The sequence below is a fragment of the Novosphingobium sp. FG137 genome (genome assembly GCF_057809735.1).
Genome location: NZ_JBMDKN010000005.1, coordinates 249,651 through 273,357, shown reverse-complemented (window position 1 = coordinate 273,357; position 23,707 = coordinate 249,651). Strand labels below are relative to the sequence as shown.

Sequence of the window (23,707 nt, the reverse complement as noted above, 5' to 3'; positions counted from 1 at the left end):
CATGGCAATGCTATTTCTCATGGCAGCCGCGATGGCTTCATCGACACCGGCTGCAAATCCGGTCGAACAGCGGGTGCAACGCGAGATCAAGGCCGTGCCGTTTGCGGTGCGCGATTTTCTCGAACGCCGAACCGGGTGCAATCACTGGGGCGGTGAGGAAGGCTATGATGCCGAGCGCGCTGCCCAGATTGCTGATGCGGCGCGCAAGCTGCGCTGCCGCCAGATCGAAGCCGACGAGAAGCGCATCAAGCGCCGGTATGCCATGTCGCGCCGCGTGCGCTGGCTGCTTGCCACCACGCGGGATTGGGACAATCTGCCATGACCTTCGAAGACCTCACACCTATCGGCACCGAAGTGGGCAAGCTGCTCAAGGCGCGCGGCCAGTCCATTGCCGTGGTCGATGGCGCGACCGGCGGGCTCATTTCCGCTGCGCTGCTCGCGATGCCGGGTGCTTCGGCCTATTATCGCGGCGGCGGGGTGATCTACACGCTGAAGGCCCGGCGCCTCGTGCTGGGGCACGAGCCGGGCTCCCTGCGCGGGCTGACTTCGGCCACCGAGGCCTATGCACTGGCGCAGGCGCGGCTGATCCGGGCGCGCTATGACAGCGATTGGGGTGTGGCGGAAACCGGTGCGGCAGGGCCCGGCGTCCATCCGCTGGGCGTGGCTTCGGGCACCAGTGCCGCTGCGGTAGTGGGGCCGGACTACGAGGCGGCGATGATTGTCGAGACCGGGCACGACGACCGGCTCGCCAACATGATTGCATTCACCAGCAATGCCCTGGCGCTGCTGCTCAGCGCGCTGTCCGCCGCCTGAGCCACAGGATCGACCAGTTGCCGCGTTGCATGCGCGCACGCAGCGAAAAGCCCGCGCGGGTATAGGCGGCGCGCACCGTCGTCTCCTGCGCGGTCAGCAGCCCCGCCAGCAGCACGCTGCCACCGGGCGCAACGACCTTGCGGAAATCGGGTGCCAGTTCGGCAAGCGGCCCGGCGAGGATATTGGCGATCAGCAGATCGTAGGGCGCAGCGGCGCGCAGAAGGGGATGCTCCATGCCCGGCGCGATCACCATCGCAAGCTTTCCGGGGCCATCGCCTAGCGCGATCCCGTTGAGCGCGGCATTCTCCGCCACGACCGGCCCGCACACCGCATCGATATCGCTCGCCGTCGCCCGCGCGCGCGGCCACAGATGCAGCGCGGCAAAGGCCAGCAGGCCGGTGCCCGTGCCGATATCGGCAAGGTTGCGGACCATCAGGCCCTGCGTCTTGATATGCGCGAGCATGGCAAGGCAACCCGAAGTCGTCTCGTGGTGGCCGGTGCCGAACGCCTGACTGGCCGGAATGACGAAGTCCCGCAGGTCCGGAACCGGCGGATGGTCCGGGGTGCGGACGTGGAATGGCCCCTCGTGGATCGGCTCCACATTCTGCTGGCTGAGCGTGACCCAGTCGGCGTCGGCCAGTTCCTCGATGATCAGTTCCGGTGTTTCATCGGCAAACAGCGCGCCGATGGCGGCCTTGTCCGCCAAGGTCGGCTTGCGTTCGAGCCAGGCTTCAAGTTGCCAGGCATCCGGCTCGTCGGGAGCGATCTGCCCGCCGCCCAGCACGATGGCGTAGTCCCAATCCTCGGCATCCTCATGCGCGACGAGGGCTGCGCGCACGATTTCGGCTGCGGCGCGGACGGTGATTTTCCAGCTCACTTGGTTGTTTCCTTGGCGAGCTGGGCATCGAGCCCCTTGCGGCCCATCGCCGCATAACTGCGGCAAGCATCGGGAGAAGCAAGCGGTTCATCGCCCAGCATCCGCTCGAACAAATGGCTGACCGAGGGGTGAGGCGTGACGAGAATGCCGCAGCGCCGCGCCGCTATGGCTGCAAACGTGCGGCGAAAACGGGCGACAGCTTCCGGGTGGTCGCTGAAGCGATAGGGCGGGGCGGCCAGCGCGGAAATGCTGTCGATATAGCTAACCGTGCGGCACTGTTTCCCGGCGCAACTTTGCCAGGTCCAGCTGCTGGAGCCGGCCGTGTGGCCGGGCGTTGCCGTCATGGTCAGGCGCAGCGGGCCAACCGCTACCACCGCGCCCGGTGCGACAATCCGATCCGCCTTCACGGGCGCGAAATCGTGTTCCTTGAGCCAGCCGGCCTGCGAATCCGCCGGATCGACTTTGCCTGCGGCCAGCACGGCCGCCGCCGCTGCGCTGAGCGCGACCTTTGCGCCGGTCGCCTGCTTCAGCGCCGCAAGCCCGCCGACATGGTCGAAGTGTTCATGGCTGGTCACGATCCAGCGCACATCCTCGGGCTTGAAGCCCAGTGCGCGGATATTGGCGAGGATCGCGGGTGCGGCCTGCTCGGTCACCGCATCGACGAGGACATGGCCTTGCGGCGAGGTGATCAGCAGCGCGCTGACGGTGCAGGTGCCGACGTAATACGTGTTGCCGTAAAGCCGGGCGGGCGGGGCGGGGGCGGAAAAGTCGTCCTTGCCTTCGCACTGCTGCATGAGAGCCTTCGTCGCGGCGCGGTCCGGCCCTGCCTGGGCGGGTTTGGCGAGCGCAAGGCCGGGGGCCAGCGCCAGCACTGCCATGGCGAGCGCCCTAGCGAACAAAGCTGGCTCCATTGGCATCGATCACCGCGCCGGTCATGCTCGGCGGCGCATCGAGCGCGCAGAACACGCCGATGGCGGCGATTTCCTCCGGCGTGGCGACGCGGCCCAGCGGAATATCGGCGAGGAGGCCGGCGCCGCCCCTGCTGGCGAGATAATCACCCGCCATATCCGTATTGGTGAAGCCGGGGGTGACCGCAAAGCTCAGGATCCCTTGCGCGGCATAGCCCCGCGCGATGGTCTTGTGCATGGCGATCATCCCGCCCTTGGCCGCCGCATAATGCCAGTGTGCGGGCGAATCTCCGCGATAGGCGGCGCGGCTGGCGATATGGACGATGCGCCCCGCCACACCGCGCGCCTGCCAGTGGCGCACTGCGAGGCGGGAAAGCTGCGCGGCGGACGTCAGGTTGATCCGCAGCGTCTCTTCCCAGCCATCGAGCCAGGCGATATCGGATGCATCGATGGGGTTGGCCGCGAAAAGCCCGGCATTGTTGACCAGCACGTCGATCGCGCCGCCAGCCATGTCGAGCGCTTGTTCCCACAGCATTTCCGCTGCTGCCGGCGCGCCGAGATCGGCACCGACGACGCCGGGGGCGCTGCTGCGACCATGGCGGATGACAGCGCCGCCGCGGGCGGCAAGTGCTTCGGCCAGTGCGGCGCCGATGCCCCGCGTCGAGCCGGTCACGAGAATTGCAGGTGTTTCCATGCGGAGCGCTCTACCAGTGAATGGGGCCGCTGCAACAGGGGCAGCGCGATTGCCCTACCGCGATAGTTGCACGCACTGGCATTTGGGCTAATACGAATCGGCATCGCGCTGTGCTCGAAGGGCATGGCAGGTTTGGCTAATCATTTTAGGGGGTTCTATGGCGCAGGCGCCCGGCAAAAGGCCACTTTCGCCGCATCTCGAAATCTGGCGCTGGGGTCCGGCCATGTTGGTCTCGATCCTGCACCGCATCACGGGCAACGGTCTTGCCTTCGTGGGCCTCGCACTGTTGCTCTGGTGGATCGGTGCGTTGGCAGGCGGCCCGGCGAGTTATCAGACGTTTCTCGACTGGGTGTGGCTCGCACCAACCGGCGGCCTGCAGACCGTTACGGCCATTCTCGGCAAGGTCGTTCTGGTCGGCCTGACCTGGGCCTTTTTCCAGCACATGGCGACGGGTATCCGCCACTTCGTGCTCGATATCGGCGCGGGTTATGAACTCGAAGCGAATGCGCGCTGGTCCTCGCTCACGATCCTGTTCTCGGTGGCGGCAACCAGCGTATTCTGGGCTGTCGTGCTGCTGCACTGATCCTTTCTTCTGATCCTGCGATCCATACCCTTCTCAAGGATATTTCATGGGTAACGGTACTTCCATCGGCCGCGTGCGCGGTCTCGGCTCCAGCCACCACGGCACGCACCACTTCCTGTCGTCGCGGCTGACGGCTGTCGGCAATCTCGTGCTGATCCCGTTCCTGATTATCAGCCTCGCGCTCATGCCCAGCCACGATTACGCCACGGTCCATGCCTGGGCGGCCAAGCCCCTGCCGGCGACCGCGCTGATCCTGATCATGATCAACACGTTCCACCACGCGCGTCTTGGTGTGCAGGTCATGCTCGAAGACTACATCCACGAAGAGGGCGGCAAGATCGCGGCCTGGCTTCTCGTCAACATCGTGCCGTTCGCGGGCGCTGCCTTCGGTATCGTCTCGGTCGTGCGCATCGCTCTCGGGGGCGCTTGAGCCATGGCTTCCAATTCTGCCTACAAGATCATCGACCATACCTATGACACCGTCGTCGTCGGCGCCGGCGGTTCGGGCCTGCGCGCCACGATGGGTTCGGCTCAGGCCGGCCTGCGCACCGCCTGCATCACCAAGGTCTTCCCCACGCGTTCGCACACTGTTGCGGCACAGGGCGGCATCGCCGCCAGCCTCGGCAACAACAGCCCGGACCACTGGACCTGGCACATGTACGATACCGTCAAGGGTTCCGACTGGCTCGGCGATCAGGACGCCATCGAATACATGGTGCGCGAAGCCCCTGCTGCGGTCTACGAACTCGAACACGCGGGCGTGCCGTTCAGCCGCAATGCGGAAGGCACGATCTACCAGCGCCCGTTCGGCGGCCACATGCAGAACATGGGTGAAGGCCCGCCGGTGCAGCGCACTTGCGCTGCGGCGGACCGCACCGGCCATGCCATGCTCCACGCGCTCTACCAGCAGAGCCTGAAGTACGACGCGGACTTCTTCATCGAATACTTCGCCATTGATCTGATCATGGAAGCGGGCGCGAACGGCGTGCCCGAATGCCGCGGCGTGATCGCCATGTGCATGGATGATGGGTCGATCCACCGCTTCCGCAGCCATGCGGTCGTGCTTGCCACGGGCGGCTATGGCCGCAGCTATTTCACCGCGACGTCTGCGCACACCTGCACCGGCGACGGCGGCGGCATGGTGCTGCGCGCGGGGCTCCCGCTGCAGGACATGGAATTCGTCCAGTTCCACCCCACCGGCATCTACGGCGCGGGCGTGCTCATCACCGAAGGCGCGCGCGGCGAGGGCGGGTATCTCACCAACTCCGAAGGCGAGCGCTTCATGGAGCGCTATGCGCCTTCCGCGAAGGACCTCGCCAGCCGCGACGTCGTGTCGCGCTCGATGGCGCTCGAAATCCGCGAAGGGCGGGGCGTTGGCCCTCACAAGGACCACATCTACCTGCACCTCGATCATATCGATGCGGGCGTGCTGGCCGAGCGGCTTCCGGGCATCACCGAAAGTGGCAAGATCTTTGCGGGCGTCGACCTGACGCGCCAGCCGCTGCCGGTCGTGCCGACTGTGCACTACAACATGGGCGGCATCCCCTGTAACTACCATGGCGAAGTGGTGACCATCGGCGCAGACGGCAATCCGGAAACGGTAATCCCCGGCCTCTTCGCAGTGGGCGAGGCGGCCTGCGTTTCGGTCCACGGCGCGAACCGTCTTGGCTCCAACTCGCTGATCGATCTCGTCGTCTTCGGCCGCGCCACGGGTCTGCGGCTCAAGGAGATCATCAAGCCGGGTTCGTCGCACAAGGCCTTGCCCAAGGACAGCGCCGACCTTGCGCTCACCCGGCTCGATACCTTCCGCCACGCCAATGGCGGCTCGCCCACTGCGCAAGTGCGGATCGAGATGCAGCGCACGATGTCGGCTCATGCGGCGGTGTTCCGCACCGATGAGCTGATGGACGAAGGCAAGGTTAAGCTCGCTGCGACCTACGAGCGGATGCAAGACATCAAGGTTTCGGACCGCTCGCTGATCTGGAACTCGGACCTCATCGAAACGCTCGAGCTCGACAACCTGATCTCGCAGGCGGCCGTGACGATGCATTCGGCCTCGAACCGCAAGGAAAGCCGCGGCGCGCATGCGCACGAGGATTACCCCGAGCGCAACGATGCCGAGTGGATGAAGCACACCGCCAGCTGGTTCGATGGCTGGGGCGGCAAGGGCGGCACGGTGAAACTCGATTACCGCCCGGTCCACGAATACACGCTGACCGACGATGTTGCGTACATCAAGCCGAAGAAGCGCGTATACTGATCATGCCCGCCCTGTTTGCGATGGGGCGTGGGACATGGCTTCTGATGGCCGGGCTTGCCCTTGTGGCAGGTCCGGCCATTGCCGTTTCTCCGCCGCAACCGGGTGCCTTGCCCGATCCGCTTGAGGCGGGCTGGAAGGGCCAGCATGTCTGCGTCGTGCTCAAGGAAAACGAGCGCCTGCGCACCCTACGCTGCACGTTCCCGCCGGGCTGGGGGCATGAACGGCACCATCATGCGCCGCATTGGGGCTATATCCTCCAGGGCTCGACCATGCGTATCACAACGGCGAGCGGCACCGTGGTGCGCGAGCTCAAGGCCGGCGACAGCTGGTGGAGTGACGGGATCGACTGGCACGAGGGCCTCAATATCGGGAAGACCACCGGGGTTTATCTGATCGTCGAGCCCAAGCCCTGACGGGAGATCGCCCGCTGTTCGTCCGGTTCCTGTCTGCCGTTTGACGAAGCGCGGCAGACGCGGGCGGCAGGGCTGGGCATACCGGGGGCATCAGACAACAAACCCCGAGAGGATCTGCCCGATGCATCTTCGCAAATGGACCCTGATCGCAGCAGGCACTGCGCTGCTCGCGCTCGGCGGCGTGGCCGCGGCGCAATCGTCTACGAACAGCGGCATGAGCCCGCCGTCACCGCCCGCCCCCCCGTCACCACCTGCACCCCCTGCGCCGCCGGCTCCTCCCGAAGCACCGACTCCGCCCGAAGCGCCTTATGTGGATCGCGCCGAAATCGACCGCGAAGTCGCCGAAGGCATGGCCGAAGCACGCGCCAGCATGGCCGAGGCGAGGAAAGAGATCGCCGAAGCGCGCAGGGAAGTCATGCGCGAGAAGGACATGCCCGCAGGCGCCCGCGCGCAGGCGCTCGCCGCGCTCGACAAGGCCGAACGCGACGTTGCTAACGCTCTTTCCAGCGCGCGCGACTGATCTTCAGCGGCGGCGGCGGGCTTTCGTGCGCTTGGCGGGCTTGGCCTTTGGCTCGGGCGCAGGCGCGGCGGTTCCCGTCGCCTCTGCCGCCTGGAGCGCTGCAAGCTGCGCTGCGGTTGCCGCGCGCGCCGGATAACGGCAGCCGCGTGCCTGGCCATAGCCCTTCAGGAAGGCCCGGCGGCTTGCCCCAGCATAGAGCGCCACCTGCCACAACCGCTCGCGCGAGGCGGCACCCGTCACCTCGCGCAAGACCCCGCCGAACGGGATGAAGCTGCTTATCACCGATTTCGCCACCTGACCTACGGCATTGCCACGCTTTTCGCCGCGCGTCTTGTCGGTGACGACATCGATATCGGGTCCGAGCACGGCGTCGAGCCGCCCGACTTCGGCTGCGATCGCGCGGCAGGTGCGCATGCCGGAAACGCCGTAGGTGTCCTCGCGCGCCGCGATCAGGATGGGCGGAATCTCTTCCTTCCTGAGGTTGAGGTTTTCGAGCGGCGACGCCGCGACATCGCCGGCGGTGACGTTCGACGGTGCGACCACCGTTTGCGCGGAGGCCGTGTTGGCCGCCGTTCCGAACAGGAGGGCGATGGCTAGATGGCTGAATTTCATGATTGGTCCCCGCTTCGCCATCACAATGGCTGAGGCCTTATTGTGTTCCCTGCGCTGACCCTGTGCTGAACGTATCGCAGGCATCCTCGTTGCCGGTTTCCAGCCCCTTGCGCAGCCACGCCATGCGCTGGGCGCTGCTGCCGTGGGTAAAGGCCGATTCCACCGGGGAGCGCCCGGCCGAGGCCATCAATGTATCGTCGCCGATCTGGTGCGCAGCGCGCAGGCCTTCCTCGATATCGCCGGGCTCGATCTTGTCCTCGTTGCGCGCGGCCCAGACGCCTGCATAGCAATCTGCTTGCAGTTCGAGTTTTACGGACAAGCGGTTTGCCATCGGCGGATTGCGCCGCTGCGCCTCGGTCACCTGCTCCGAGGTGCCGACAAGGTTCTGCACGTGGTGGCCATACTCGTGCGCCATGACATAGGCCCGCGCGAAATCGCCGCCCGCGCCAAGCTGCTTGTCCATCTCGGTGTAGAAATCGGTGTCGATGTAGATGCCCTGGTCCGCCGGGCAATAGAACGGCCCCATCGCACTCTGCGCTTCGCCGCAGCCCGATTGCCCTTCGCGCGAATAGAACACCAGCTTGGGCGCCTTGAAATCGATCCCTGCCTTGGCGAACAGCGGGCTCCACGTCTTGTTGAGCGAGGCGAGCGCATTGCAACTCTCGCGGCTGAAGGCGTTGACCGTGCAGCTTTCGGCAAGGCTTCCGGGCTTGCCGGGCAGGGCCTGCGGGGGCGCAGACCCTTGCATGCTCTGCAAGGTGCCCAGCGTCTGCAGCGGATTGATCCCGAACACCAACGCGCCCACCAGCGCGATGATCAGGCTGCCGCAGCCGATCTTGCCACCCGGTCCGCCAAATCCGCCGCCACCGCCGCGCTGGTCCTCGACCTCGATCGAATTGTCGAAATCATCGAGCCGCATTGTCTGGTCTCCTGTTCCCTGCAAAGGATTGCCCACAACCTGGCCCGGCCTGCAAGAGGGTAGCGCCAGATTGCCTTCGCGGCAGAGGGAACTTGCGCAGGTCCGCCGCTTTTGCCAGCAAGGTGACTACGTTAGGCCGTTCGGGGATAGCGATGAGTCGTTGTGGGTGAACCGCTTGCCATGATCCCCTCTACCCCCACCGATGTACGGCTCCGGCAGCGCAGGCGTTTGGCGGGGATTTGCCTCGCGGCGCTATCGATCCTGCCCCTCATGGCCAGCGCTGCGGCACCCACCAAGCGCCAGCTCCAGCAGATCGAGGCGCAGCTGCGCCAGCATGTCACCACTCTGTCCAGTGACGAATTTGGCGGCCGCGAGCCGGGTACGCCCGGTGAGACGCTGACCCTGCGCTACCTTGCCCGCCAGTGGTTCGATATCGGGCTGGAATCGGGCACGAACGATCCCGGCAATGCCTGGTTCGCCCCGGTCGAGCTGGTCGAGCGCGTGCCGCAGGGTTCGCGCGCGCAGTTCATGCGTGGCAAGCGGCGGGTTGCGGTTGCCGAGAGCGGCTACTTCGTCGTGACCTCGGGCCTGCGCAGCCTGATCGAGAACGCCCCGCTCGTCTATGTCGGCAAGACCACCGGCGGGGACGGCGCCCGGACCGAACTGGCGGGGCGCGTGGCGGTGATTCTTGATAGCGAAGCCCCGCCGCCCGAACCTGCAAAGCCCGGCCCCGGCGGCGCGGCGGCACGTCCGGTGGACCGCGCGGGCAAGCTGCTGGAGAGCGGCGCGGCGGCGGTGCTCACCGTGCTCGATGGCGAACGCACGCTTGAAGACGTGATGGCCCTCCGCCGCCGGGCCGGTTATGCGCTGGCCGGCGAACGCCTTGGCGGCGATATCGAAGTGTTTCTTTCGGCCGACACCGCGAGCCAGGTCCTCGCCGCATCCGGAGCGCCCGATCTTGCCGCGCTCCATGCCGCCGGTGCCGCGCCGGGCTTCAGCGCCAGGCCGCTTGGCATCATCGGATCGTTCGAGGCCACCAGCCGCGAAACGCGGATCAAGACGCACAACCTGATCGGCAAGCTGGAAGGCCGCCGCCCGGGCTCAGGCGCGATCGTGTTGATGGCGCACTGGGACCACTTCGGCAAATGCGCGGCGCCGCCGGCCGAAAAGCTGATCTGTCCTGGTGCGGTGGACAATGCCTCTGGCCTTGCGGTCATCACCGAAGTCGCGCGCCAGCTTTCTGCCGGCAAGCCGCTGGACCGCGACGTCTACCTTGTCGCAACGACCGGCGAAGAGCTTGGCCTGCTCGGCGCGCAGGCCTTTGCCGAGAATCCGCCGCTGCCACTCGGCAACGTCGTCGCGGCGTTCAACGTCGACAGCACCGGGCTGGTTCCGGCCGGGCTGCCGGTCAGCGTGGTGGGGCAGGGCATGAGCCCCCTTGATCCGGGCATCGCCAAAGTGCTCAAGACAATGAAGCGCAAGCTTGCGTCAGGAGACGCGGCCAATGCGTTTGCGCGGCGGCAGGACAGCTGGGCGCTGATGCAGCATGATGTCCCCTCGGTCATGGTCAGCACCAGCTATTCGGACCCGGTGCGGCTCGAGGCCTTCATGGACAATATCTATCATCGCCCCGCCGATGATGCCTCGCGCGTCATCTATGGCGGGATGGTCGACGATGTGCTGATCCAGACCGAGCTGGTGCGCTTTTTCGCCGATGCAAAGGCGTGGCCGGGTGTCGGGCCAGGCACCGGACCGGCCCCAAGTGCAAAGTAGGCCCCCGGGGCTAGCCTAACCCGCCCTGCTTGATTACATGGGCCGCCACGATTCTCCCCTAACGGCAAGTGGCGCACCCCATGGATATCCCTCTCGGCCTTACCTTCGACGACGTCCTCCTGCGCCCCGGCGCATCGGACCTGGTGCCGACGCAGGCCGATACCCGCACGCGCCTGACCAGCTCGATCACGCTCAACATCCCGGTGATTTCCGCCGCGATGGACACGGTGACGGAAGCCGACATGGCGATCGTCATGGCGCAGCTCGGCGGCATCGGGGTGCTTCACCGCAACCTTACGGTCGAACAGCAGGCCGCTGCCGTCCGTGCGGTCAAGCGCTTCGAAAGCGGTATGGTGGTCAACCCCATCACCGTAACCCCCGATGCCACGCTGGGTGATGCACAGGCGATCATGCGCGCCAACAAGATCAGCGGTATTCCGGTGGTGGAAGCGAGCGGCAAGCTCGTCGGCATTCTCACCAACCGCGATGTGCGCTTTGCCGACAATCCCCTGCAGCCGGTGCACGAACTGATGACGCGCGAGAACCTTGCCACGGTCAAGCTCGGCACCTCGGGAGATGAAGCGCGCCGTCTGCTGCATCAGCGCCGGATCGAGAAGCTGCTGGTGGTCGACGATGCCTTCCGCTGCATTGGGCTGATCACCGTCAAGGACATCGAGAAGGCGGTCACTTATCCCGACGCGACCAAGGATGCGAGCGGCCGCCTGCGCGTGGCGGCTGCCACCACGGTCGGCGAAAAGGGCCTCGAGCGCACCCGCGCGCTGGTCGAGGCCGAATGCGATGTGATCATCATCGATACCGCGCACGGCCATAATCGCGACGTTGCCCGCGCGGTCGAGGCGGTGAAGGCCATGTCGAACACCGTTCAGGTGATTGCCGGCAACGTTGCCACCGCTGAAGCGACGCGTGCGCTGATCGATGCGGGTGCGGACGGCGTGAAGATCGGCATCGGGCCGGGCTCGATCTGCACCACACGTATCGTCGCCGGTGTCGGCGTGCCGCAACTCACCGCCGTGCTCGAATGCGCTGCCGAAGCGGCCAAATCGGGCGTGCCGGTGATTGCCGATGGTGGTCTGCGCACTTCGGGTGATGCGGCCAAGGCCCTAGCGGCGGGCGCCAGCACGATCATGGTCGGCTCGATGCTGGCGGGTACCGAGGAAGCGCCCGGAGAGACGTTCCTCTATCAGGGCCGCGCCTACAAGTCGTACCGCGGCATGGGCTCGGTCGGCGCGATGGCGCGCGGTTCGGCGGATCGGTATTTCCAGCAGGACATCAAGGATTCGATGAAGCTGGTGCCCGAAGGCATCGAAGGCCAGGTGCCCTACAAGGGCCCTGCCAAGGATGTTGTCCACCAGCTCGTCGGCGGCATCAAGGCGGCGATGGGCTACACCGGCAGCCCGACGCTGGAGGATCTGCGCACCAATGCGCAGTTTGTGCGCATCACAAATGCGGGCCTGCGCGAAAGCCATGTCCACGATGTGGCGATCACGCGTGAGGCGCCGAACTATCCCTCGCGCTGACCTGCTGCTGAAGGCTCAGCCATGACCCCCGCAGCGCGGGTGCAATCGGCGATCGAAGTGCTCGATGCGGTGATCGCCTCGGTGCGGCGCGAAGGCGCCTCGGCCGAGCGTGTCGCCGCCGAATGGCTCAAGACGCGCCGCTTCATCGGCTCGAAGGACCGCCGCGCGATTCGCGATCTGGCGTGGAACGCGATCCGCTTGTGCGGCGAAGTGCCCGAGACCGGCCGCGCCGCCATGCTCGCGCTCGCCAAGGACGATCCGGTGCTAGCTGCGCTGTTTGATGGTTCGCGCTACGGCCCCGCGCCCATCATATCCGGCGAGCCTGTCGCGACAACCGGGCTGGCCCCGGCGTGGCTGGAGGCACGGCTTCTGGCCTCGGGCATCCCGCCTGAGCAGGGCGCTGCCCTGCTGGGCCGCGCGCCGCTCGATCTGCGCGCCAACCGGCTCAAGACCACGCGCGACCGGCTGATGGCAACGCTGCCAATTCCGGCGACCACGACACAGGCGCCCGACGCGCTGCGACTTCCCGGCGGCACCCCGGTCGAGACCTGGTCCGCCTTCGCCGAAGGGCTGTTCGAGGTGCAGGACACCGGCAGCCAGCTGACCTGCAGCGCACTTGAGGTTCTTCCGGGTGAGACCGTCGTGGATCTTTGCGCCGGGGCAGGGGGCAAGACCCTTGCACTCGCCGCCGCCATGCAGGGCGAAGGCCACCTCATCGCTTGCGATATCGACCGCACCCGCCTTTCGCGCCTGGGACCGCGCGCCCACCGGGCCGGTGCGCAGGTGGAGACGCGCCTCCTCGATCCGGGCAAGGAGGCGGCGGCGCTGGCTGAGTGGCAGGGCCGGGTCGATGCAGTGATGGTCGATGCGCCCTGTTCAGGCACCGGCACCTGGCGGCGCGGCCCCGAAGCGCGCTGGCGGCTCACCCCGCAGAGCCTTGTCCGCTATGCCCGCGTGCAAGCCGAAGTGCTGCAGATTGGCGCCGAACTGGTGCGGCCCGGCGGGCGGCTGACCTATGTCGTCTGTTCGCTGCTCGATGCCGAAGGGCCGGATGTAGTCGCCGCGTTCCTCGGCCGTAATTCCGGGTGGCGTGCAGCCGACCAGAATGTGGGTGCGGGAATCCCGCGCGGCGCCGGCCTGAGGCTTACCCCTTGGGACGATTCGACGGACGGGTTTTTCTTCGCAACACTCCACCGGCTATGATAGGCAACAGGATCATGGACGCCGGGGGACCACGCGCGCCGCATGGCCGGCTCTGGGAGTTGTTGATGCGTTACATGCCTTTGGGGGTTGCCTTGTCCCTTCTCGTGCTGGTTACGGGAAGCGCCGGAACGGCCGGTGTCTCGCTGCCGACAGACCCCCGCGCTAAGGCCCTCGTCGAAACCGGACGTGACCTTCTCGGGCGCGGCGATATCGAAGCCGCCACCGATAGCTTCGAAGCCGCCCTCGCAGTCGATCCGGGCAATCCTACCACCTTCCTCGCCCTCGGTGACGCTGCACGCGCGGCCGGCATGCAGGGCAAGGCGATCCACTACTACCGCGAAGCGCTGGAGCGCGATCCGAACAACCTCGCCGCGCTGTCCGGCGAAGGCGGCGCGATGGCCGAGAAGGGCGCGCTCGACAAGGCCAAGGGCAATCTCGCGCGGCTCGAGGGCCTGTGCGGGCGGACCTGCCCCGAAGCGCAGAATCTCGCCAATGTCATCGCCAAGGGCCCGATCGCGCGGGTGGTCTCTGCCGATGCAGTGAAACCCGATCCGACTGTCGAGGATAACTGAGGCGCGGCTTAGATCAGCGCGCGGAATTCCTCGACGACCTGCCGGTAGACCCGCTTCTTGAACGGGACGATGAGGTCGGGCAGCTGCTCGGGCTCGACCCAGCGCCAGGCGAGGAATTCCGGGTGCTTGTGCGCATCGAGCCGGATCTGCTCGTCCGTACCGTTGAAGCGCAGCAGTAGCCAGTATTGGCGCTGGCCCCGGTAGCGTCCGCCCCATAGCTTGCCGATCAGGTGGTCCGGCAAGTCGTAGAGATATTCTTCGCGGCTCTCGGCAAGGATCGTGACGAGGTCGGCGGTGACGCCGGTCTCTTCCTCCAGTTCGCGCAAGGCTGCGGGATGGAGTTCCTCACCCTCGTCGATCCCGCCTTGCGGCATCTGCCAGGCGTCCCCTTCCTTGCTGTCGATACGCTGGCCGACGAAGACTCGGCCTTCGGCATTGACCAGCATCACCCCGACGCAGGGGCGATAGGGGAGCCCGGCAGGATCCTTGCTCATCAGGCCCGGCCCAGCAGCAGGCGGACAGCGGCAAAGATGCGCTGCATGTCGCTATTGGCGCTGGGGTACGCCTTGCGCAGCTGGGCAAAGGCGTGGGTCGTGCCCTTCATCTCGAGAAACACCACTTCGGCGCCTGCGCGGATCAGCTCTGCGCCATAAACCCGGCCGCTGTCGCGGATCGGATCGAGGCTGGCGGTGACGAGCACCGTCGGCGGGTTATCGGCATGGTTGCCATAGATCGGATAGGCACGCGGGTTGCCGAGTTCCGCCTTATAGGCGTCCGAAAACCATGCCATCGTCTCGGCAGTCAGTACGAAGCCGTCTGCGAACTGCTGGAACGAGGCGTGGTCGGGCTTGTCGTCACTGAGGGGATAGATCGGCACCTGCAGCACCACCGGCACCGCTGCGGGGCTTTCAGCGAGCGCCTGCGTGATCACGATCGTGAGGTTACCGCCCGCCGAATCGCCCATGGGGATGAGGCCGGTAATGGTGCGGCCAAGCGCTTCGGGGCTGGTCGCAACCCAGCGCGATGCGGCTTCGCAATCGTCCGGCGCGGCGGGGAAGGGATGCTCGGGCGCAAGTCGATAATGCACCGCGATCACCGGCAGATCGAGCTCCGCCGCGATTTCGGTGCAGAGCGAGTGGTGGCTATCGAGATCGCCGATCACGAAACCGCCGCCGTGGAAGAACATCACCGCCGGGCCAGGCTCGCGTGTTTCGCGCGCATCGTAGAAACGCAGCGGAATATCGCCCGCAGGTCCGGGGCAGGTGAGGTCCTTGATCACTGCCAACTCGCGCGGTTCGGCTTCTGCCAGCACGCCCATCTGCACATAGCTCGCCCGCGCGCCTTCCGGGCCCATCTGCGACATGGTGGGGCCGGGCACCGAGGCCATGAAATCGAGGAAGCCCTTCACATCGGGCCGGACATACGGGCTGCTGGCAGTGTCTGACATTGGATTCCTCTTCCTCGTGGCGGTCTTGTTCGCTTGAGTCGGCAAGGCTGCCAACTGACAAGACTGTTATTTGCGAGCTTGACGGGCGGGGGCAACCGGATTCATGAACGAGTGCAAGATTTGCGGTGCATCAGTTTTTCTTCTTTGCGCACCGTTAGATGAGGGCATAGGCGCCCCAAGGCGAAGCAAGGTGCGCAAGAGGACGCGGCAGGCCTGAGACCGGCCAGCGCGGATAGCAGAGGATCATATGGCGACAGTTCTTGAGAGCGAACCCGAAGGCCACACCGGCGGGAGCGAGCGTTCCGCCGCGCCCGATGCGGTGGTGGTGCGTTTTGCGGGCGACTCGGGTGACGGCATGCAGCTCACCGGCGGCCAGTTCACGCTCTCGACCGCGCTGGCCGGCAACGATCTGGCGACCTTCCCCGATTTCCCCGCCGAAATCCGCGCACCGCAGGGCACGCTGTTCGGCGTCTCGGCGTTCCAGATCAACTTCGGCTCGACCGAGATCGATACCGCAGGGGATGCACCCGACGTCCTCGTCGCGATGAACCCCGCGGCGCTCAAAACCAACGTTGGCGCGCTCAAGGTTGGCGGCCTGATCATCGCCGACACTGGCGAGTTCAACAAGCGCAACCTCGAAAAGGCGAAGTACGATGTCAGCCCGCTCGAGGATGGCAGCCTCGAAAAGTGGCAGGTCCTCGCGTTCGACATTTCCGCGCTGACGCTGGAAGCGGTGAAGCCCTTCGGCCTCGGCAACAAGGAGGCGCTGCGCTGCAAGAACATGTGGACGCTCGGCCTTGCGCTGTGGATGTTCGACCGTGACCGGCAGCCGCTGATCGACTGGCTCAAGGGCAAGTTCGCCAATGCGCCGGTGCTGGCGGATGCCAATATCGCGGCGCTCAACGCCGGCCACGCTTATGGCGAAACGGCGGAGCTTTCCGGCCCGCTCAAGCAATATCACCTGGCGCCTGCCGCCAGCGAGCCGGGCCTCTACCGCACGGTGACGGGTGCCGAGGCGATCAGCTACGGCCTTGTTGCGGGCGCGCAGCTTGCCGGGCTTGAGCTGTTTTTCGGCGGCTATCCGATCACCCCGGCCTCGGCGATCTTGCACAACCTCGCGCGGCTCAAGGAGTTCGGCGTCACCACCTTCCAGGCCGAGGACGAGATCGCCGCGATCGCCGCCGCAATCGGCGCGTCCTATGGCGGGCACCTTGGCGTGACCTCGTCCTCCGGCCCCGGCATCGCCTTGAAGGGTGAGGCGATGGGGCTTGCGATCATGACCGAGCTGCCGCTCGTCATCGTCAATTCGCAGCGCGGCGGGCCTTCGACTGGCCTGCCGACCAAGACCGAGCAGTCCGACCTTTATCAAGCCGTCTATGGCCGCAACGGTGACGCGCCCATGCCGGTGGTCGCCGCGCGCAGCCCTTCAGATGCCTTCGAGTGCGCCATCGAGGCTTGCCGCCTCGCTGTGCAGTACATGACCCCGGTCATGTTGCTGACCGACGGCTATATCGCCAATGCCGCCGAGCCATGGAAAGTCCCAGATCCCGCCGGTTTCGAGCCGTTTCCGGTCACGTTCCTTGAGGAACCCAACGGCCCCGATGGCGCAGTGCTTCCCTATGCGCGCGACGCGAAGGGCGCGCGGCCGTGGATCAAACCCGGCACGCCGGGCCTGATGCACCGCATCGGCGGGATCGAGAAGAACCCCGGCACCGGCAACATCGACTATTCGCCCGCCAGCCACCAGACAATGACCGATGCGCGCAAGGGCAAGATCGACGGCATTGCCGCCGGTATCCCGGCGCAGGACATCACCATTGGCGAAGCCGGCGGCAAGCTCGCGCTGGTGGGTTGGGGCTCTACATACGGCCCGATCCATCAGGCCGTGCGCCGCGCCCGCCGCAAGGGCCTCGATGTGAGCCACATCCATGTGCGCCACGTCTGGCCGCTACCGGAAAACCTTGGTGAGCTGCTTAAGAGCTATGAGCAGGTGCTGGTGCCTGAAATGAACACTGGCCAGTTCAAGACGGTTCTGCGCGACCAGTTCCTGATCGACGCCAAGCCGCTCAACAAGACGAGCGGGCAGCCGTTCACCATTGCCGAAATCGAAGCGGCGATTGCCGCGGCGCTGGCCTGAGGGAAGCGAAGCCATGAACGACATGACCCCCATCAAGACCACGCTCAAGGACTGGGAAACCGATCAGGAAGTCCGCTGGTGCCCGGGCTGCGGCGACTATGCGATCCTGAAAGCGGTGCAGCGCACGCTGCCGGAAATCGGTGCCGATCCGGCCAAGACCGTGTTTGTCTCGGGCATCGGCTGCTCGAGCCGGTTCCCCTACTACGTCGAAAGCTATGGCTTCCACACGATCCACGGCCGCGCCCCCGCCTTCGCAACCGGCCTCAAGCTCGCCAATCCCGAGCTCGATGTGTGGCTGGTGACGGGTGACGGCGACGGCATGTCGATCGGCGGCAACCACACGATGCACGTGCTGCGCCGCAATCTGAACACGCAAATCCTGTTGTTCAACAACGAGATCTACGGGCTCACCAAGGGCCAGTATTCGCCCACCAGCCGCATGGGCACAGTCTCGCCCACCACACCGCTGGGTTCGGTGGACCGTCCGGCCAGCCCCTGTGCCTTCGCGCTGGGTGCAGGCGGGCGCTTCATTGCGCGCGCCTACGACGTCAGCAAGGAACTGCCTGCGGTGCTCAAGGCGGCGCACGCCCATCAGGGCGCGGCGTTCGTCGAAATCTTCCAGAATTGCATCGTCTACAACAAGGACGTCTTCGCCGATTTCACTGAGAAGGCTGGTGCCGCCACGGGCCAGCTCTGGCTGAAGCACGGTGAGCCGATGCTGTTCAACAAGGGCACCAAAGGCATCGCGCTCGATACCGATACCTTGTCGCTCAAAGTCGTCGATGTGGTGGACGGTGATTGGGAGACCGCTGGCGTGCGCGTTCACGACGTGAAGAACCGCGCCATGGCGCATCTCCTAGTCGAAATGCCGTTCGGCCCGTTCCCGATGGCGCTCGGCGTGATCTACGACGATCCGCGCCCGACTTTCGAGGCGGCCGTCATCGAGGAACGCGCCCGCGCATCGGCCGGCAAGACCGCCAACCTCGCCGCCCTCCTCAGCAAGGGCCAGACCTGGACGGTCTCCGCCGATCAGGCCTGAGAAGGTAGCCGCCGCTGGACAACATAACGCACAGCCTCGTCGGGTGGGCGCTGGCTGAAACCGGCCTGAAGCGCCGCACCCGGTTCGGCACGGCGGCGCTGGTCCTCGCGGCGAATCTGCCCGATATCGACGTCCTGTTCGGGTGGGTGCCGTGGGAGCCGCTCGCGACGCACCGCGGCTTCACGCATGGGCTGCTCGGCGGCGTGCTTGTCATGCCGCCGCTGCTGGCCTTGTCGCTCTGGGCTTGGGGCAAGCGCAGGCCCGAGCCCGCAGATGCGCCGCCACTGCACCTTGGCTGGCTGCTCGTGCTGACATGGATCGCCGCACTCACCCATCCGTTGCTCGATCTGCAGAACATCTATGCGGTGCAACTGCTCTCGCCGTTCAGCGAGCGCTGGTTTCACACAGATGGCCTGTTCATCATCTCGCCGTGGTTGCTGGGCCTGCTGGGCCTTGGTGTCTGGGCCGCCCGGCGTAAGGGTTCGGGAAAGCCGGCCATGGCCGCGCTGGCCGGCAGCGCTGCATTCATCGCGCTCAACATCGGCATCTCGGCGCTGGCGTGGGACGCTCCCAAGGCCAATGCGCCCTATGCCAATCCGGACCGCGTGTTCGCCTCGCCCGAACCGCTGGCCTTCTGGCGCCGCGATGTGGTTTGGCGTGAGGGCGGGGCGATCACCTTCGGCACCTTTGATCCGCTTCAAGGCAGGGCTGGGCTGAGGGAATTTGGCAGGCCGGTGCCGGACAATATGGCGGATCCGCGCGCCATAAGGGCAGCGCAGGAGACCGCACAGGCGCGCAAGTTCCTCGCATGGTCGCAAATGCCCATGGCCAGAATCGAGACCGAGAGGCGCTGTACAAGGATCAGCTTCGGCGATGCCCGCTTCACCGGCCCGGCGCTCAGTCGCAACTTCCGCGCTGTCGTCGATCCCTGCGGGGGCGATTGATCGTGTGCCCCAAGGTGCAGGTGCCCCCCGGAGCCCTGCAAGGTGCAGAGCGCGCTGATGACCGAACCCTCTATCGTCTGGCTTCGCCGCGATCTGCGCCTTGCCGATCAGGCCGCCTTTGTCGCTGCCGCCGCTGCTGGGCCGGTGATCCCGGTCTATGTGCTAGATGACGAGACGCCCAAGCACCGCCGCATGGGCGCTGCTTCACGCTGGTGGCTGCATCACAGCCTTGCCAGTCTCGACGCCGACCTCCGGGCCAAGGGCTCACGGCTGATCCTGCGGCGCGGACGCTGCGAGGAAGTGCTGGCAGACCTCGCGCGCGAAACGGGGGCGAAGACCGTCCACTGCTTGCGCCACTACGAACCGTGGTGGCGCAACGCCGAGCGCGCGGTGGGCGAAGTTCTCCACCTGCGGCGCCATGACGGCAACTATCTCGCCCCGCCGGGTTCGGTCACCTCGGGCAGCGGCCAACCCTACAAGATATACACGCCGTTCTGGCGCGCGCTCGAAGCCCGCATGCCGCCGATAGCGCCGAGCCCCGCGCCGAGCCATATCCCCGCACCGGAAGTGTGGCCCGCCTCCGACAGCCTCGCCGAATGGCACCTTCTGCCGAAGACGCCGGATTGGGCAGGCGGCATGCGCGCCGAGTGGACACCGGGCGAAGCAGGGGCCGCCGCGCGGCTCGAGGCCTTCCTGCCTCGCGCCCGCGCTTATGCCGAGCGCCGCAACCTGCCCTCCGTCCCCGGCACCTCGCGCCTTTCGCCGCATCTGCATTTCGGTGAGATATCGCCGGCGACGATCTGGCACGCGGCGATGGATCGGGGCGGCTCGGTCGGCACCTTCCTCGGCGAACTGGGCTGGCGCGATTATGCGCAGAATGTCATTTTCCAGCTGCCTGACTATGCCGGCAAGCCCGCGCGCGAGCCTTTCGCCAGCTTCCCGTGGCGCGAGGATGCCGCAGGCCTCAAGGCCTGGCAGCAGGGGAGAACCGGCTACCCCATCGTCGATGCCGGGATGCGCGAGCTCTGGGCGACGGGCTGGATGCACAACCGCGTGCGGATGATCGCGGCCAGCTTCCTGATCAAGCATCTGCTGATCGACTGGCGCGAGGGCGAACGCTGGTTCTGGGATACGCTCGTCGATGCCGACTACGGCTCGAACGCGGTCAACTGGCAGTGGAGCGCGGGGACGGGCGTCGATTCCAACATGTTCGTGCGGATCATGGCACCGCTCACCCAGAGCCCCAAGTTCGATGCGGCCGCCTATATTCGCCAGTGGGTGCCCGAGATTGCGCATCTTGGCGACAGCGCGATCCACGATCCCGAAGTCCGCCCGCGCGCCTATCCGCCGCGCATCGTCGGCCATGCTGAAGCCCGCGCGCGGGCGCTGGCGGCCTATGCCGAATGGAACGATCGCAGCTGAGCTTGGGACAAGTGACGTCATCCGGCACCATTCCGCCGCCCATGAATGCACGAATGCCCGGGCTGGGCGGGCAACTCATTGCGGGCGGCAGGTCCCTTTCCGGCACGGGCCGAGCCTTCACGCGCCTGTGCGCGCCGGACCGCCTCGCTTGGCCGCATCCTTGAACGGATCGTCGAAGGTTTCGTGCGTCTCTGGTGCTTTTACCTCATTTAGGGCGGGACCGGCTTTGCGGGGGCGGCATCACAGTCAGCCAGTTGACCCTCCTCAAGCGAACTTGAGGTTCGTTGAAAAGTATTAAGAAAAGTTTTACCATCCCGTGTCAGGCAACCGGCCGATAGACCCCGTCTCCGCGGTAGCGCAGGATAATGTTGTCGTAGACAATCGGGCTCAGAAGGTGGGCAAAGGCACAGCCGACCTGCCCGCGCAGCCACCAGATGACCTCGGCCTGTTGGGATTCCAGCCCGGGCAGTGTGAGCCAGCAGGTCGTTCCGACATGCATGCGGTTGAGCGCGGTGGCGGAGAAACCGCCCAGCGACAGATCGTGCACCACGGTATGAAAGCTTTTCGAGCCTGAAGCGCGCAGGCTCGCGGGAATGTTGACCTTGTTGCGCGCCGCGCAGCGGTCTTCCTGAGTCGCGTGGAAATAGGCTTCGTTCGCGTAAGGATCCCATTCCATGTGCATGGCGATTATCCTGAGCCGAGTCGCGCTTCCCCTGCGGGAAGTCGTGAGCAGACTATCGCCAGACGCGCTTAACCGTTTGTTAGGACTTGTGGTTCCCTGGGCTGGTTAACCGAAACGCGGCTCGGGCTGGCAAACGATTCACCAACAAGCTGGGTGATGAAATCGCCGACCACTTCGGGTGCTTTCACGCTCGCCGGATCTTCGCCCGGATAGGCCTTGGCGCGCATCGCAGTGCGGGTCGCGCCCGGATCGAGGATCGCGACGCGGATCGCCGAAAGGTTGCGCACTTCCTGCGCATAGGCATCGAGCAGGTTCTCGAACGCGGCCTTGGTCGCGCCATAAGCGCCCCAATAGGCGCGCGGGGCGGAACCGACGCTGGAGGTCACGCCTATCACGCGCGCATCGGGGCTCTTCTTGAGCATGGGATCGAAGCCCGCGATCAGCGACTGGGTCGCCAGCACATTGAGCGTCATCGCGCGGCTGAGGTCCTTGGGCTCGATCTGCCATACCGGGGTCAGCGTGGGCAGCACAGCCGCGTTGATCACCAGAATGTCGAGCGCCTCCCAGCGTCGGCCGATCGCGGCGGCGAGGCGGGCGATGCCGTCAGGCTCGGCAAGATCGACGGGCGCGATCGTGGCGTTGCCGCCCATCTCGTAGATCGCCTGCTCGGTCGCCTCGAGGTCCTTGCCCGCACGCGCGGTGAGGATCACATGCGCGCCCGCTGCAGCCAGCGCCTTGGCGGTGGCTGCGCCGATGCCCCGGCTTGCACCGGTCACCAGCGCTAGCTGGCCCGAGAGCGGTCCGGTCACGCTCATGCCACCTTGCCCACTGGCAGCGGCAACTGGTCGGCTCCGTCACGGCCGACAAGATCGGTCAGGCGCGTGGGATATTCCCCGCTAAAGCAAGCGTCGCAGTACTGCGGGCAGGCCTTGTTGCGCGAAGCTTCGCCGACAGCGCGGTAGAGCCCGTCAATCGAAACAAAGGCGAGGCTATCGGCGTGGATGAACTTCGCCATGGCTTCCACATCCATGCGCGCGGCCAGCAACTTGGAACGCTCGGGCGTGTCGACGCCGTAGAAGCACGAATGCTCGGTCGGCGGGCTCGCCACGCGGAAATGGACTTCGCTGGCGCCGGCATCGCGCATCATCTGCACGATCTTCATCGAGGTGGTGCCGCGCACGATCGAATCGTCGATCAGCACGATGCGCTTGCCCGCGACCAGCGCGCGGTTGGCATTGTGCTTGCGCTTCACATCGGCATGGCGCGCGCCGTCCGATGGCTGGATGAACGTGCGGCCGACATAGTGCGAGCGGATTATGCCAAGCTCGAAGGGAATGCCCGACTGGTTGGCAAAGCCGAGCGCGGCAGGAACGCCGCTATCCGGCACCGGGATCACGAGATCGGCATCGACCGCCGATTCCCGTGCGAGCTCCGCGCCGATCGCCTTGCGCACTTCATAGACCGAACGGCCGCCCATCAGCGAATCCGGGCGGCTGAAATAGACGTGTTCGAAAATGCAGGGGCGGGGGCTGGGATGGCCGAACGGGCGGTGGCAGCGGATTGCGCCGTCATGATCCACCTGGACCATCTCGCCCGGCTCGACCTCGCGCACGAAGTCCGCGCCGATCACGTCGAGAGCGACCGTCTCGCTCGCGAAGACCACCGCATCGCCCAGTTTGCCCATGACGAGCGGACGGATGCCGAGCGGATCGCGGCAGGCGATCATGCCCTCATTGGTGAGGCAGATCAGCGAATAGGCGCCTTCGACCAGCCGCAGGGCGTCGATAAAGCGGTCAAGCAGCGTCGGATAGCGGCTCGTCGCGACGAGGTGGATGATCACCTCGGTGTCCGAAGTCGACTGGAAGATCGCGCCCTTGGCGACAAGATCGCGCTTCAGCGTCATCGCGTTCGAGATGTTGCCGTTGTGCGCGATGGCAAAGCCGCCGGTGGCCAGATCGGCGAACAGCGGCTGCACATTGCGCAGGCCCGAGCCGCCCGTCGTCGAATAACGCACATGCCCAGCGGCCATGTTGCCGGGCAGTTCGGCGATGGCCTGTCCGCTCGAAAAATTCTGCGCGACGTGCCCAAGGCCGCGGCGGGAGTAGAATTCCTGCCCGTCGAAGCTGGTGATGCCGACAGCTTCCTGCCCGCGATGCTGCAGGGCATGGAGCCCGAGCGCCGCGATGGCAGCTGCGTCACGCGCGCCCAGAACGCCGAAAATCCCGCATTCTTCGCGGAGTTTGTCGCCGTTCTCGTCGTAAAAAGGATGGGCCGCGCCGCAAAGGGGATCGGTGTGGTTCATGGGCGTTCCGGATTCTGCGCTGCGGCGCCCGTACCGACGCCTTCAGCGC

General features: G+C 66.0%; 25 protein-coding genes. 15 read left to right on the top strand and 10 right to left on the bottom strand.

The genetic code is table 11. The annotated features are described in order from the left end of the window. Position 1: 1 nt before the first annotated feature. Together ACODS2_RS15930 and ACODS2_RS15925 are read left to right on the top strand one after the other, a co-directional pair. Entirely contained in the window at positions 2-322 is a 321-nt protein-coding gene (locus ACODS2_RS15930) for a hypothetical protein (protein WP_488999714.1), read from the top strand. After that, positions 319-813, top strand: a complete 495-nt coding sequence (locus ACODS2_RS15925) for a CinA family protein (protein ID WP_488999713.1) — start codon at positions 319-321, stop codon at positions 811-813. The genes ACODS2_RS15930 and ACODS2_RS15925 overlap by 4 nt, the downstream gene beginning before the upstream one ends. Here the strand turns inward: ACODS2_RS15925 and ACODS2_RS15920 are convergent. From ACODS2_RS15920 to ACODS2_RS15910, 3 genes are read right to left on the bottom strand one after another with little or no spacing between them, the layout of a single operon-like run. Continuing rightward, positions 791-1,690 (bottom strand): 50S ribosomal protein L11 methyltransferase, encoded by a 900-nt coding sequence (locus ACODS2_RS15920; protein ID WP_488999712.1) that lies wholly within the window; start codon positions 1,688-1,690, stop codon positions 791-793. The two genes, ACODS2_RS15925 and ACODS2_RS15920, sit on opposite strands and share 23 nt — an antisense overlap. Then, positions 1,687-2,568: a subclass B3 metallo-beta-lactamase gene (bla, locus tag ACODS2_RS15915; RefSeq protein ID WP_488999711.1), complete on the bottom strand. Its 882-nt coding sequence runs from the start codon at positions 2,566-2,568 to the stop codon at positions 1,687-1,689. The genes ACODS2_RS15920 and bla overlap by 4 nt, the downstream gene beginning before the upstream one ends. A gap of 10 nt (positions 2,569-2,578) precedes the next feature. Beyond that, positions 2,579-3,292 (bottom strand): SDR family NAD(P)-dependent oxidoreductase, encoded by a 714-nt coding sequence (locus ACODS2_RS15910; protein WP_488999710.1) that lies wholly within the window; start codon positions 3,290-3,292, stop codon positions 2,579-2,581. Positions 3,293-3,449: 157 nt separating this feature from the next. On the opposite strand from ACODS2_RS15910, the gene sdhC reads away from it, so the two are divergent. The 5 genes from sdhC (at position 3,450) to ACODS2_RS15885 (ending at position 7,068) form a co-directional block, all read left to right on the top strand. After that, positions 3,450-3,875 (top strand): succinate dehydrogenase, cytochrome b556 subunit, encoded by a 426-nt coding sequence (sdhC, locus tag ACODS2_RS15905; protein WP_488999709.1) that lies wholly within the window; start codon positions 3,450-3,452, stop codon positions 3,873-3,875. 46 nt (positions 3,876-3,921) lie between these two features. Continuing rightward, complete coding sequence (sdhD, locus tag ACODS2_RS15900; protein ID WP_488999708.1) at positions 3,922-4,305, top strand: succinate dehydrogenase, hydrophobic membrane anchor protein; 384 nt, start codon at positions 3,922-3,924, stop codon at positions 4,303-4,305. Between the two features lie 3 nt (positions 4,306-4,308). Further along, positions 4,309-6,135: a succinate dehydrogenase flavoprotein subunit gene (gene sdhA, locus ACODS2_RS15895; RefSeq protein ID WP_488999707.1), complete on the top strand. Its 1,827-nt coding sequence runs from the start codon at positions 4,309-4,311 to the stop codon at positions 6,133-6,135. A 2-nt stretch (positions 6,136-6,137) separates the two neighbouring features. Next, complete coding sequence (locus ACODS2_RS15890) at positions 6,138-6,548, top strand: cupin domain-containing protein (RefSeq protein ID WP_488999706.1); 411 nt, start codon at positions 6,138-6,140, stop codon at positions 6,546-6,548. A gap of 121 nt (positions 6,549-6,669) precedes the next feature. Continuing rightward, positions 6,670-7,068, top strand: a complete 399-nt coding sequence (locus tag ACODS2_RS15885) for a hypothetical protein (protein WP_488999705.1) — start codon at positions 6,670-6,672, stop codon at positions 7,066-7,068. A 3-nt stretch (positions 7,069-7,071) separates the two neighbouring features. On the opposite strand, the gene ACODS2_RS15880 is transcribed toward ACODS2_RS15885, so the two are convergent. Together ACODS2_RS15880 and ypfJ are read right to left on the bottom strand one after the other, a co-directional pair. Then, positions 7,072-7,680, bottom strand: coding sequence for a hypothetical protein (locus ACODS2_RS15880; RefSeq protein WP_488999704.1), 609 nt, complete (start codon positions 7,678-7,680; stop codon positions 7,072-7,074). Between the two features lie 37 nt (positions 7,681-7,717). After that, positions 7,718-8,599 carry a KPN_02809 family neutral zinc metallopeptidase gene (gene ypfJ, locus ACODS2_RS15875; protein ID WP_488999703.1) on the bottom strand — a complete coding sequence of 294 codons (882 nt, stop codon included), beginning with the start codon at positions 8,597-8,599 and terminating at the stop codon, positions 7,718-7,720. 270 nt (positions 8,600-8,869) lie between these two features. Here ypfJ and ACODS2_RS15870 point away from each other — a divergent pair, with 270 nt between their 5' ends. The 4 genes from ACODS2_RS15870 to ACODS2_RS15855 all read left to right on the top strand — a co-directional run bounded on the left by ACODS2_RS15870 (position 8,870) and on the right by ACODS2_RS15855 (position 13,685). Further along, a complete protein-coding gene (locus tag ACODS2_RS15870; RefSeq protein WP_488999702.1) occupies positions 8,870-10,372 on the top strand; it encodes a M28 family metallopeptidase in 1,503 nt (500 codons plus the stop codon). A gap of 80 nt (positions 10,373-10,452) precedes the next feature. Then, positions 10,453-11,910, top strand: a complete 1,458-nt coding sequence (gene guaB / locus ACODS2_RS15865; protein ID WP_298169896.1) for an IMP dehydrogenase — start codon at positions 10,453-10,455, stop codon at positions 11,908-11,910. Between the two features lie 21 nt (positions 11,911-11,931). Continuing rightward, positions 11,932-13,113: an RsmB/NOP family class I SAM-dependent RNA methyltransferase gene (locus ACODS2_RS15860; protein ID WP_488999701.1), complete on the top strand. Its 1,182-nt coding sequence runs from the start codon at positions 11,932-11,934 to the stop codon at positions 13,111-13,113. Positions 13,114-13,178: 65 nt separating this feature from the next. After that, positions 13,179-13,685: a tetratricopeptide repeat protein gene (locus ACODS2_RS15855; RefSeq protein ID WP_298169902.1), complete on the top strand. Its 507-nt coding sequence runs from the start codon at positions 13,179-13,181 to the stop codon at positions 13,683-13,685. Positions 13,686-13,693: 8 nt separating this feature from the next. On the opposite strand, the gene ACODS2_RS15850 is transcribed toward ACODS2_RS15855, so the two are convergent. Beyond that, positions 13,694-14,179, bottom strand: a complete 486-nt coding sequence (locus ACODS2_RS15850; RefSeq protein WP_298169905.1) for an RNA pyrophosphohydrolase — start codon at positions 14,177-14,179, stop codon at positions 13,694-13,696. Next, positions 14,179-15,132: an alpha/beta hydrolase gene (locus ACODS2_RS15845; RefSeq protein WP_488999700.1), complete on the bottom strand. Its 954-nt coding sequence runs from the start codon at positions 15,130-15,132 to the stop codon at positions 14,179-14,181. The genes ACODS2_RS15850 and ACODS2_RS15845 overlap by 1 nt, the downstream gene beginning before the upstream one ends. A gap of 247 nt (positions 15,133-15,379) precedes the next feature. Between ACODS2_RS15845 and ACODS2_RS15840 the strand changes: the two genes are divergently transcribed. From ACODS2_RS15840 to ACODS2_RS15825, 4 genes are read left to right on the top strand one after another with little or no spacing between them, the layout of a single operon-like run. Beyond that, on the top strand, positions 15,380-17,269 hold the full coding sequence (locus tag ACODS2_RS15840) for a 2-oxoacid:acceptor oxidoreductase subunit alpha (RefSeq protein ID WP_488999699.1): 1,890 nt from the start codon (positions 15,380-15,382) through the stop codon (positions 17,267-17,269). 13 nt (positions 17,270-17,282) lie between these two features. Further along, positions 17,283-18,308, top strand: coding sequence for a 2-oxoacid:ferredoxin oxidoreductase subunit beta (locus ACODS2_RS15835; RefSeq protein WP_488999698.1), 1,026 nt, complete (start codon positions 17,283-17,285; stop codon positions 18,306-18,308). Positions 18,309-18,322: 14 nt separating this feature from the next. Beyond that, positions 18,323-19,252 (top strand): metal-dependent hydrolase, encoded by a 930-nt coding sequence (locus ACODS2_RS15830; RefSeq protein ID WP_488999859.1) that lies wholly within the window; start codon positions 18,323-18,325, stop codon positions 19,250-19,252. 57 nt (positions 19,253-19,309) lie between these two features. Beyond that, positions 19,310-20,674, top strand: a complete 1,365-nt coding sequence (locus ACODS2_RS15825) for a cryptochrome/photolyase family protein (RefSeq protein WP_488999697.1) — start codon at positions 19,310-19,312, stop codon at positions 20,672-20,674. Between the two features lie 319 nt (positions 20,675-20,993). Here ACODS2_RS15825 and ACODS2_RS15820 read toward each other — a convergent pair whose 3' ends face one another. The 3 genes from ACODS2_RS15820 to purF all read right to left on the bottom strand — a co-directional run bounded on the left by ACODS2_RS15820 (position 20,994) and on the right by purF (position 23,658). Beyond that, on the bottom strand, positions 20,994-21,356 hold the full coding sequence (locus ACODS2_RS15820; RefSeq protein WP_488999696.1) for a PilZ domain-containing protein: 363 nt from the start codon (positions 21,354-21,356) through the stop codon (positions 20,994-20,996). Positions 21,357-21,424: 68 nt separating this feature from the next. Beyond that, complete coding sequence (locus ACODS2_RS15815; RefSeq protein WP_488999695.1) at positions 21,425-22,171, bottom strand: SDR family NAD(P)-dependent oxidoreductase; 747 nt, start codon at positions 22,169-22,171, stop codon at positions 21,425-21,427. Continuing rightward, on the bottom strand, positions 22,168-23,658 hold the full coding sequence (purF, locus tag ACODS2_RS15810) for an amidophosphoribosyltransferase (protein WP_488999694.1): 1,491 nt from the start codon (positions 23,656-23,658) through the stop codon (positions 22,168-22,170). Before purF ends, ACODS2_RS15815 begins: the two co-directional genes overlap by 4 nt. Positions 23,659-23,707 lie beyond the last annotated feature (49 nt).